General features: G+C 48.8%; 12 protein-coding genes and 1 pseudogene. 10 read left to right on the top strand and 3 right to left on the bottom strand.

All coding sequences use genetic code 11. From position 1 onward, the window contains the following. Both LH51_RS05685 and LH51_RS05680 read left to right on the top strand, forming a co-directional pair. Positions 1-1,326 (top strand): peptidase domain-containing ABC transporter (locus LH51_RS05685; protein ID WP_036520616.1); only part of this gene is annotated, 1,326 nt, incomplete at its 5' end. After that, entirely contained in the window at positions 1,323-2,648 is a 1,326-nt protein-coding gene (locus LH51_RS05680) for an HlyD family type I secretion periplasmic adaptor subunit (RefSeq protein ID WP_036520614.1), read from the top strand. The genes LH51_RS05685 and LH51_RS05680, both read left to right, overlap by 4 nt. Before the next feature lie 84 nt (positions 2,649-2,732). Here the strand turns inward: LH51_RS05680 and LH51_RS05675 are convergent, their stop codons facing one another. Next, entirely contained in the window at positions 2,733-3,113 is a 381-nt protein-coding gene (locus tag LH51_RS05675) for a rhodanese-like domain-containing protein (protein ID WP_036520612.1), read from the bottom strand. Between the two features lie 93 nt (positions 3,114-3,206). On the opposite strand from LH51_RS05675, the gene LH51_RS05670 reads away from it, so the two are divergent. The 7 genes and pseudogenes from LH51_RS05670 (at position 3,207) to LH51_RS18845 (ending at position 8,558) form a co-directional block, all read left to right on the top strand. Further along, positions 3,207-3,551: an ArsR/SmtB family transcription factor gene (locus LH51_RS05670; protein ID WP_235263552.1), complete on the top strand. Its 345-nt coding sequence runs from the start codon at positions 3,207-3,209 to the stop codon at positions 3,549-3,551. A 97-nt stretch (positions 3,552-3,648) separates the two neighbouring features. Next, positions 3,649-4,686 (top strand): annotated as a pseudogene (gene arsB, locus LH51_RS05665) (ACR3 family arsenite efflux transporter). A 57-nt stretch (positions 4,687-4,743) separates the two neighbouring features. Further along, positions 4,744-5,550, top strand: coding sequence for a universal stress protein (locus LH51_RS05660; protein ID WP_036520608.1), 807 nt, complete (start codon positions 4,744-4,746; stop codon positions 5,548-5,550). A gap of 42 nt (positions 5,551-5,592) precedes the next feature. Continuing rightward, complete coding sequence (gene arsD, locus LH51_RS05655; RefSeq protein ID WP_081960679.1) at positions 5,593-5,910, top strand: arsenite efflux transporter metallochaperone ArsD; 318 nt, start codon at positions 5,593-5,595, stop codon at positions 5,908-5,910. 67 nt (positions 5,911-5,977) lie between these two features. Beyond that, a complete protein-coding gene (arsA, locus tag LH51_RS05650; protein ID WP_052063472.1) occupies positions 5,978-7,747 on the top strand; it encodes an arsenical pump-driving ATPase in 1,770 nt (589 codons plus the stop codon). 5 nt (positions 7,748-7,752) lie between these two features. Then, positions 7,753-8,037, top strand: coding sequence for a class II glutamine amidotransferase (locus LH51_RS23415; RefSeq protein WP_052063471.1), 285 nt, complete (start codon positions 7,753-7,755; stop codon positions 8,035-8,037). After that, positions 7,971-8,558, top strand: coding sequence for a class II glutamine amidotransferase (locus tag LH51_RS18845; RefSeq protein ID WP_081960678.1), 588 nt, complete (start codon positions 7,971-7,973; stop codon positions 8,556-8,558). The genes LH51_RS23415 and LH51_RS18845 overlap by 67 nt, the downstream gene beginning before the upstream one ends. A gap of 1 nt (position 8,559) precedes the next feature. On the opposite strand, the gene LH51_RS20420 is transcribed toward LH51_RS18845, so the two are convergent. Together LH51_RS20420 and LH51_RS05640 are read right to left on the bottom strand one after the other, a co-directional pair. Beyond that, positions 8,560-8,844: a CC/Se motif family (seleno)protein gene (locus LH51_RS20420; RefSeq protein ID WP_144244187.1), complete on the bottom strand. Its 285-nt coding sequence runs from the start codon at positions 8,842-8,844 to the stop codon at positions 8,560-8,562. Next, entirely contained in the window at positions 8,841-9,308 is a 468-nt protein-coding gene (locus tag LH51_RS05640) for an arsenate reductase ArsC (RefSeq protein WP_036520618.1), read from the bottom strand. The genes LH51_RS20420 and LH51_RS05640 overlap by 4 nt, the downstream gene beginning before the upstream one ends. Positions 9,309-9,460: 152 nt before the next feature. Between LH51_RS05640 and LH51_RS05635 the strand changes: the two genes are divergently transcribed. Continuing rightward, the gene (locus LH51_RS05635) at positions 9,461-10,474 is read left to right on the top strand and encodes an ArsJ-associated glyceraldehyde-3-phosphate dehydrogenase (RefSeq protein WP_036520606.1); all 1,014 of its coding nucleotides are present in this window, start codon (positions 9,461-9,463) and stop codon (positions 10,472-10,474) included. The last annotated feature ends 2 nt before the right edge of the window (positions 10,475-10,476 follow it).

Raw genomic sequence — 10,476 nt, 5'->3', positions numbered from 1 at the left:
TTGGGGCATTTCCGGAAATGGTCGGTCGGAGAAACCCTTGCTCGGATCAGCGAAACAGACACAATACGGGCTTTCCTTGTAGGCACCACAACAGGCGTTCTCCTCGACCTGATCTTCGTTTTTATTTACATTGCGGTTTTACTGATGCTTTCGGTGCCGCTAACGCTGATCATATTAGTAGCACTGCCCATACAAGTTTTGATTTATGTCTGCTTTGGCCCTTTTCTTCGTCGCAGGCTTCGAGTTCAGTTCGATGCTGGTGCGGCACATCAGACCCAAATGGTTGAAAATATATCTGGTATTGCCGCCGTCAAAGCGCTAAGTGCCGAGAACAAGATGTTACAGCGGCTTGATGACACACTACAGGCAAGTTTGAATGCCAGTTATCGCGTTGGCCTTCTTAATATATGGAACGACAAACTGCTTTTAATTGTACAAAAGGCAATCACCATCAGCATCATCTATTTCGGTGCACATCTTGTTTTTGCAGGGGAGTTGACACTCGGTGAATTGATTGCATTTCACTTGGTTGCCGAAAAAGTTACGGGACCGATTCAGAACTTTGCTCGTTTATGGGAAGGTTGGCAGGAAATACGTGTATCGCGACAGCGTTTAGGAGATATTGTCAATACTCCGGTTGAACCATTCAATAGCCTTCCAAAACTACCAGGAAACATTAAAAGTATTTTAGAGTTTCGTGATGTGGATTTTGCTTATATACCCTCGGTTCCCATCATAAATCAGTTTAACTTCACAGCAGAGCCGAACACGCTGACTCTTATTGTAGGCCCTTCTGGCATAGGCAAGTCCACCTTCGGTCGGCTTGCCTCCGGAATTGAATTTCCCAATTCCGGAGAAGTGATGCTGGGCGGTGAAAATATCGCGCAATATGAGCCGCATGACGTTAGGACAAAAATATCCTATGTACCTCAAGAGCCTTACTTATTTTCCGGTACATTGCGCGAAAACCTCACATTAGGAGATGACTCTGCAACAGACAAAGTGATCGAACGAGCTCTTCGGATTTCGGCGGCTGAAAGCCTTGTGTCACAACTTCCATTTGGCCTCAATACTGATGTTGGAGAGCGTGGAGCAGCACTATCTGGGGGGCAAAGGCAAAGAGTCGCTATTGCAAGAGCGCTGGTCCGAACTCCCAAGGTGATTATTCTTGATGAGCCAACGAGTGCGTTGGATGGTGCATCTCAGCGCCGTATGGCCGCTGAGCTTCAGGCATTAAAGCAGAAAGTGACGCTGATCATCATCACACATAATCCAGAAATTTTTGAGAACCCAGATCAAATCGTTGATTTTGAGGCGTTTGGATGAGTACTACTTCTGAGCAGATGAATATTAAGTCACCCACTCTTCACCTGACAATTCTTATAACGATATTAGTATTTGTAACTATTCTAATTATCTCATTTGTTTTTAAGATTGAAGTTGTAGCCAAAGGGCAAGGACGAATCCTTCCAATCAGCCGTGTCCAGGTTGTTCAACCGGAATTTTCAGGCCGTATTGCTGCTATCCATATTAATAATGGTACCTTGGTTGAACAAGGTCAGTTGCTGATTGAGTTTGACCCAACTGACGCTATTTCTGAGCTAGGTACTATAAAGGCAGAAAAGAGCCGTTTACAGATCGAAATGGCGCGGGTTCAAGCTATGGTAGAAGCGCTCGGTGTAAATCCAGAAATGGCGGGGTTTACCAACCGAGCGCTTGGACTCTATTCAGTTCCTTCAGAATTAGCTAGACATCCCTTTGCCGAAGAACAGCGTGAGTTACTTATAGCTAATATCAACAGCTTCTTGAAATCAATAGAACAGGTCGATGCTCGTGTAGAAAGCTATCGTAGTTCCGAGGAGGTAACTAATGCTAAAGTCGCGCACGTGAGCGCCATGCTTGATATTCAATCTGAACGCTTACAAGCAGCTGAACGATTGTTAGAACAGGGAACAATTAGCCGATTCGCATTCCTTGATGTGCAGGAAGCTTTTACCGAACTAGAAAGGCAGAGAGAAGTTTACCTAAGTGAACTGAGACAAAAGGTTTCAGAAAGAACTGCACTTGAAAGTGAGCGGCAGGGAATTATTGCCAATCTTCGTAGCTCTCAGCTCGACAGAAAGGCTCAGATTGACGCGCGCTTAGCAACCCTAGCTGAACAGGAGCGTGTTGCAATACGTCGGGTAGGGGCTGCTAATCTGAAAGCACCAGTCACTGGAATAGTTGATCAGTTGGCAATCTTTACTGTAGGTGGCGTTGCTCAAGCGGGCAATGAGCTACTTCGAATTGTTCCAACCGAGGTAGAAGTGGAGGTTGAAGGAAGATTTTCGAACCAGGACATTGGCTTTATGGAAGTCGGACAGCAAGCAAACATACGGCTTGATGCGTATCCCTCAGAGCGATTTGGATTTTTACAGGGTGAGATATTAGATATAGCGGCAGATTCGAGTGAGGTTCAAGATGGTCAATGGTACTATCCAGTACGTATATCACCAAGTGAGAATTATCTTGAGTTTGGTACTAACCGTTTTCCACTCCGACCCGGTATGACAGTTACGATCTTCGTAACAACTGATACCCGACGCTTAATTAGTTATTTCTTTGCGCCAATTGTGGCGACTATCCAGAATGCACTTGGAGAGCGTTAAATAGATCAGGGTAGTAGATAGTATCATCTCAGGAAATCTGGTTTGTAAGCGGTGTATGATCAGCTCTGGGATCATTGTATCGATCTATTCCAAAGGAACCGGTTGATACCCTTCAGCCATCAATCTGAAGATACCACCTTCAATATTGATCACTTGTTGTTGTAAATGCGGTTCCAGCAAACCGGATAACTGCTCGGTACGGTTACCGGTTCGGCAGATCAAGGCGACAGGACGATCATCGAGAAGTGGGGCGAGCTCCTGCAAAAAGAGGCGTGATGCGGTAATGGGAATGGCACCTTCAACAATCCCGGTTTCTTGCCATTCATGCGGCTCGCGTATGTCAATAAGCAGCACATCCATCGCTTTGAGCTCATCAGCAGAGGGGGCAATAGACTCAAATGCCAGTGCTGGCAGCGCCAGTAAGCTGATCGAAAACGCAGTGAAAATAGCCGTGATATATTGCATAAATTGAGTGTAATCCATAAAGCCTAATACATGTAAGTATTTAACAGAAACTTGACTCTGGAACAATATGTCCATATTCTTGGAAGTATGGATATGAAGAATGCAATTGAGAGTTTTGCAGCGCTTTCACAAGAGACTCGTCTGAAGGCATTTCGCTTGCTGGTTCAGCATGAACCGGACGGCTTGCCTGCGGGTGAGATCGCCAGACAGCTTAACGTGCCGCACAACACCCTGTCGGCGCATTTGTCGGTGCTTTCACAAGCGGGGTTGGTTATTTCTCAACGTCAGAGCCGTTCGATTATCTATCGAGCAGATTTAAGTCATATGCGCACAATGATTCAGTTTTTGGCACGTGACTGCTGTGGTGGTCATCCGGATGTGTGCGAGTCATTGGCATCTTGTTTAGATGACAGCTTTGCTGCAGCAAATAATTTTTAGTGAAACTCTACACCATGATCTATGACAATTTGATGAAAACAGGAGTGACAAGATGAATGCTCAAGATAACGCTGATGCTCCAAGCACTGTAGAAGGTATGGGGCTATTCGAGCGTTTTTTGACGCTTTGGGTAGCATTAGCGATAGTGGTGGGCATATTGCTGGGTCAGTTTGCGCCAGCTATTCCCGAAACCCTGTCACGCTTCGAGTATGCGCAGGTCTCCATTCCGGTAGCGATACTCATCTGGGCGATGATCTTTCCGATGATGCTGCAGATAGATTTCAGTTCCATCGTCGGTGTGGGTCGTCAACCTAAAGGCTGATAGTCACCACGACAGTCAATTGGCTGATCAAGCCTTTCACCATGTTTGCCATTGCCTGGTTTTTCCTGATGGTGGTCTTTGAACCATTGATTCCTGAAGATATGGCACGTGAATACCTGGCGGGGGCTATCCTTTTGGGAGCTGCGCCCTGTACCGCTATGGTGTTTGTCTGGAGTTATCTGACCCGCGGTGATGCCGCCTATACGCTGGTACAGGTAGCGATCAATGATTTGATCATGCTGTTTGCTTTCGCACCCATCGTGGTTTTTTTGCTGGGTGTATCCAATATTCAGGTGCCTTGGGATACGGTGATCCTGTCCGTCGTGCTGTATATCGTGATTCCGTTGGGCGCAGGCTATCTGACGCGCCGATGGGTGATTCAGCGTCATGGTATTGAGTGGTTTGATGGCGTATTTATGAAACGCCTGGCTCCTGTTACTCCGATAGGTTTAATTATAACTTTGGTGCTGTTATTCGCGTTTCAGGGCGATGTCATTGTTGCTAATCCATTACATATTTTACTTATTGCTATTCCATTGACTATTCAAACATTTCTGATCTTTTTTATCGCCTATGGCTGGTGTAAAGCTTGGAAATTACCGCATAACGTGGCGGCCCTGCGGGATGATCGGTGCGAGTAATTTCTTCGAGTTGGCGGTTGCGGTCGCTATAGCGCTATTCGGCCTGCAATCCGGTGCTGCTTTGGCAACCGTTGTTGGTGTATTAGTTGAGGTACCAGTGATGTTGGCTCTGGTGCGTATTGCCAACAAGACACGTCATCATTTTCCTGTTGTGGACAAGGCAGGGGCTTGAGTCATGCTAATTATGCATGGATAGCCATTCAAAAAACTGAATATAAGGAGTCAACGCATGTTTAAACATATTTTGGTCGCTGTAGATTTTTCTCCAGCTTGGCCTTTACTCAAACAACGACTCGAAAGCCTTTCTGCCTGGGGAGCTGAGCAGATGACACTGATCTATGTTCTCAGCTCACGCTATCCGGCTACGCCTGAAGAAACTCACCGGCCTTACTATGAGGCAAAACTGGCTGAATTGATCAGTGACTTGAGTTCTTTGGGGGTGAATGTTGATAGCCGGGTTCTCAGTGGTGAACCCGGTGCTGTGCTTACCGAGACAGCCCAAACCTTGAAGGCAGACTTACTGCTAATGGGCTGCAGGGGCCACAATCGCCTGCATGAGTTTTTTCTCGGTAGTACGGCACTGGATGCAGCCCGACTGACTAAATGTCCACTGTGGCTTGAGCCTGTTGCCGAAGACCAGATTAGCACAGATTTTGATCTTCTGATGCTGGCGACAGATGGCTCCAGCCTGGTTGCGGGTGCTGAAACTCTGACCGGTAGGCTTGCTCCGCGCTTTCAACGATGTATGGCCGTGACTGCTGCCTGTGCATCAGAGGGTTGCGAGCGTGAAATTGCCGATGCGCAGAGCCATTTGGACAAGCTTGCCGGGTGCATAGAGGGACTGGAAACAAAAATTCTTAACGGCGATCCACGTCGTGTCATCGTCTCTGAAGCTAAGCATGAGGGAGCCGATTTGATTGTAATCGGCAAACGCGGGCGCAACCCTATTCAGGAGTTTGTGCTTGGCAGTAGCGCTGAGGCCATTTCCCGTGAAGCGCATTGTGCTGTTCTGATCGTGCCAAACACGCTTGGTTAATATTGATTAACATTGATTATATATTGAATAGGATGTTATCTGATGACACAAATTACCGTTTATGACCCACCCATGTGTTGCTCTACCGGCGTATGTGGCACTGATGTTAATCAGCAGCTGGTAGATTTTGCTGCCGACCTGGACTGGTTAAAAAGCCAGGGAATATCCGTTCGACGCATTAACCTGAGTCAGGAGCCTGCCGAGTTTATTAACAACGAAGAGATTAACAGCCTGATGCAAGCCTCTGGGGGCGATGATCTGCCCGCAATTCTTGTCGATGATCGACTGGTCTGTAAAGCCTGTTATCCGTCGCGCAGCAACTGGCTTATGGGGCAATATCAGCACAGAGGGCCAGGTTAACAACCAACAGAAGTCGACTTGCTGCGCATCCGAAACTAAAACCTCCTGTTGTGGGGAATAAAAATCCATGTTTAAAAACCTGCCAAAATTTGTATTTTTTACAGGCAAAGGTGGGGTAGGTAAAACCTCCTTAGCCTGTGCGACGGCTGTTGATCTGGCGGATGCTGGCTTGCGGGTGTTGTTGGTCAGTACCGACCCGGCTTCCAATGTGGGTCAGGTGTTTGGTACGGACATAGGCAATCACATCACGCAAATTGGCCAGGTGTCCGGGTTGGAAGCTCTGGAAATTGATCCAGAAGCCGCTGCGGAAGACTACCGAGAGCGTATTATCGGTCCTATTCGCAGCACGCTTCCTGAAAAAGCTCTGAATAGCATCAAAGAGCAATTATCGGGTGCTTGTACAACAGAAATTGCTGCGTTTGATGAATTCACGGCACTGCTGACTGATCCTGAATTGATCGAGCGTTATGATCACATTGTTTTTGATACCGCCCCTACCGGCCATACCATCCGTTTACTTAAGCTGCCGGGTGCCTGGAGTGGCTTTCTGGAAACCGGCGGTGATGCATCCTGCCTGGGACCTTTGGCGGGGTTGGAAAAGCAGCGTGAACGTTATGCGGCGGCGGTAAACAGCCTGTCGAATGCGGACATGACCCGAATGATACTGGTGGCCAGGCCGCGTACCAGCTCATTGGCTGAAGCTGCCAGAACGCATAGGGAATTGGCCGATATTGGCATTCGTAATCAGCAGTTGGCGATCAATGGCTTAATGCCTGATGAAGCCCTGGATGATGCACTGGCTGTCAGTATGATCCATCGGGAGCGTAGCGCTATTGACGCCATGGATGCTGATCTTGCCAATCTGGTCAGGCATTATACCTATCTGCGCCCTGAAAACCTTGTGGGTGTCGATGCTTTACGCCGAATGAACCAGCCCCTCAACACGTTACAAGCGACTGCCAGCCATCAGGTTATGACGGATTTACCCTCCTTGTCTGAGATGATTGACGGCCTTGAAGAGGCGGGTAAAGGTCTTATCATGACCATGGGTAAAGGCGGTGTTGGCAAAACCACCATCGCCGCAGCGGTTGCGGTAGAGCTGGCCATGCGCGGGCATGAGGTTCTGTTAACTACTACTGATCCCGCGGCGCATCTTCACGACACACTGGCGGGCGATGTAGCTAATCTCAGCGTCAGTCGCATAGATCCTGCGGTTGAAACTCAACGCTACCGTGATCAGATTATGGCATCACGTGGGGCCAGTCTCGATGCTCAAGGCCGTGCCATGCTGGAAGAGGATCTGCGCTCACCCTGTACGGAAGAAATTGCAGTATTTCAGGCCTTTTCCAGAACCCTACGAGAGGCCAGTCGCAAATTTGTGGTGATGGATACCGCACCCACTGGACATACTCTGTTATTACTGGATGCCACTGGCTCTTATCATCGCGATATTATGCGCCATGCTAATGAATCCAGTGCGCGTATGGTAACACCGATGATGCGTTTACAGGATCCGGCGCAAACCAAAGTGCTTATCGTAACCCTGCCGGAAACAACGCCGGTATTGGAAGCCGCACGTTTGCAGGAAGACCTGCAACGAGCAGAGATCCAGCCTTATGCCTGGGTAGTTAATTCGAGCCTGGCCGCTACCGATACTCAGCATCCTTTATTGGCTGCGCGTGCCGCGACAGAGGCTACTGAAATAATGCGCGTGCAAACAGAACTCAGTGCTCGCTATGCCGTTGTGCCTATGTTGGCAGAAGACCCTGTCGGTACAGATAAATTGCGTGCACTGGTTGGTAAGGGTGGAGTAGATGGCACGTCTTCAGGGTTATAGATAAGATGTGTGAGCTGATTGCCATGTCCAGCCATTACCCGGCTCGGATGACGCGTGCGCTCTACCAGTTGGCGGCGCGCGCTCATGAACCATCTGTGAATCGGGATGGTTGGGGCATGGCATTCTGGCAAGATGAATATTTTGAAGTCCACCGCGACACCCACTCTGCCGATGACAGTGAAATGTTGCGTATTCTGGAACAGAATGGACCCGCCACCCGCTTGTGTCTGGGTATATACGTCATGCCACTCATGGTGGTATTGGACTGCACAATACCGGGCCCTATGTAAGAACATTAGGTCAGCATGAGTTGCTGTTTCTGCATAACGGCCACCTGGGTCAGATCATGGATGACGTTCACTTACAGGGGCCGTTTAAACCGGTTGGTGAAACTGATTCCGAATTTGCATTTTGCTGGCTGCTGGAACGAATTGTGACTGATCCTGATAAATGGTTTCTAATGGCGGTGGATGAGCAGCTAAAACAGGTAGCCGGGTTTGCACAGATAATTCGTGAATATGGCCCCGCGAACTTTCTGTTTGCTGATGGTGAAACCCTGTTTGTACATGCAGATCGGCGCTTGCAATTGGATACGGGTAAAGTTGAGCCACCCGCTATTTTTCGGTTGGACTGTCCTGATCGTTTAGCTCAGGGTCTTGAGCGGGACTGTCGATTGTCTGATTCCGGTTTGGAACAGGAAATGCTGTTGTTTGCCAGTCGGCCATTGAGTGAGGAGCCCTGGCAACCCATGGTTCGTGGCGAGTTACTCGCGGTTAAGCAGGGCCGGGTTCTGGCACAGCTGCAAATTTAGTTTACTGGATTTCAACAAACAGCTTTTTCCATGGCCCTAAGCCGGATAGCGTTAGATGAACGGCTGGAAAGTTCTCAGCAAATGCACTAACAGCATGTATGCGTATTCCTGCTTCATGCTCAAATTCCTGCCAGTCAGTGCCAGACTCAGGCTCTCCGGTTTTTACCATGGGTATCCAACTGGTGCCACCACAACAACCATGCTTGGGTGAAAGCCATAGGGTGAGGTGTTGGCAGTGTGTATGTTGTAGCCATTGTTCGGCTTGTGGACTTAAGGAAATATTCATACCAGGCCTGAGCACTTGTTTAACAGGGTGTTCAATTCTGGCTGCGAAAGGTGTTCAGGGTGATGTTGCAGAAAATAATCGATACGCTGCTGCAACAAGGTAAATGCCTTCTCGAAGGCCGCTTGTTGAACCTCTGCGCTGGCATTTATCTGAGATGGATCTTCCATGCCCCAATGGCTTCGTGTCGCTTTACCCAGATAGACCGGGCAGGGGGTGCTGGCGGCATCTGAACAGAGCGTGATCACCAGGTCGGGCGCGACTTGGAGACTGTCCCAGTCTTTGCTGAACAGGCCTTCAGTAGCAATATTGTGAGATTGAAGAGTTTGTACAGCCATAGGGTGAACGTTTTGTTCAGGGTGGCTGCCGGCACTGAATGCTTGATGGATGTTTGTACGATCATTCAGTATGGCTTCTGCCATGATGGAGCGGCAGCTATTCCCTGTGCACAGAAAAAGAATGTTCATGGGTTGCTCCAATATGTGCAAACCCATATATTATTGGCTTTTTGCCAGTTTTGTCAAAGTTGAGCCGTCCGCTTGTAAACTGGGACATTCAACTGTCATCTGGATACAATAAAATAAAACGTTATCTGAACATCAGTGAATAAGGTGAAGTAATGACCATTAAAGTCGGTATCAATGGGTTTGGCCGTATGGGGCGTTTGGCACTGCGTGCTGCCTGGAACTGGCCAGAATTTGAGTTTGTGCAGATTAATGATCCAGCCGCCGATGCCATCAGTCTGGCACATTTGTTAAATTTTGATTCGGTACATGGCCGTTGGGCGCATGAAGCGACGGCAGAACAGGGCGCGATGTTGATCGAAGGCAAGCGCATTGCTGTCAGTCAGAATAAAAGCATTGATGAAACCGACTGGTCGGGTTGTGATCTGGTGTTTGAATGCTCCGGCAAGATGAAAACCACCGCGCTGCTACAGGCCTACCTTGATCAAGGTGTTAAACGCGTTGTGGTGTCTGCACCGATCAAGGAATCGGGTGTGCTCAATGTGGTGATGGGGGTTAACGATCATCTGTATGACCCGGCACAGCATCCGATTGTGACCGCCGCTTCCTGTACTACCAATTGTCTGGCGCCGGTGGTTAAGGTTATTCATGAGTCGCTGGGTATCCGTCATGCCAGCATGACCACGATTCACGATCTGACCAATACCCAGACCATCCTGGATGCGCCCCACAAGGATCTGCGTCGTGCCCGGGCTTGCGGTATGAGCCTGATTCCAACAACGACCGGATCAGCGAAAGCCATTATCGAAATTTTTCCTGAACTGGCCGGGCGTATCAATGGTCATGCCGTTCGGGTGCCCTTAGCCAATGCCTCGCTGACCGACTGTGTGTTCGAAGTGGAAAAACCCACCACCGCAGAAGAAGTAAATGCTTACCTCAAAGCAGCGGCAGAGGGTGAGCTGAGCGGCATACTTGGTTATGAAGAGCGTCCTCTGGTGTCTGTGGATTATCGTGGTGATTCCCGCTCCAGCATCATTGATGCCTTATCTACCATGGTCATCAATGGTACTCAGGTGAAAATCTATGCCTGGTACGACAATGAGTGGGGTTACTCGGTGCGCATGGCCGAGCTGGGACGTAAAATCGGTCTGTTGGATCAGGCGGGTTAAGC

Source organism: Nitrincola sp. A-D6, assembly GCF_000764495.1.
GTDB lineage: Bacteria > Pseudomonadota > Gammaproteobacteria > Pseudomonadales > Balneatricaceae > Nitrincola.
The sequence above is the reverse complement of the archived record's forward strand: the minus strand, read 5'-3'. Positions and strand labels throughout refer to the sequence as shown.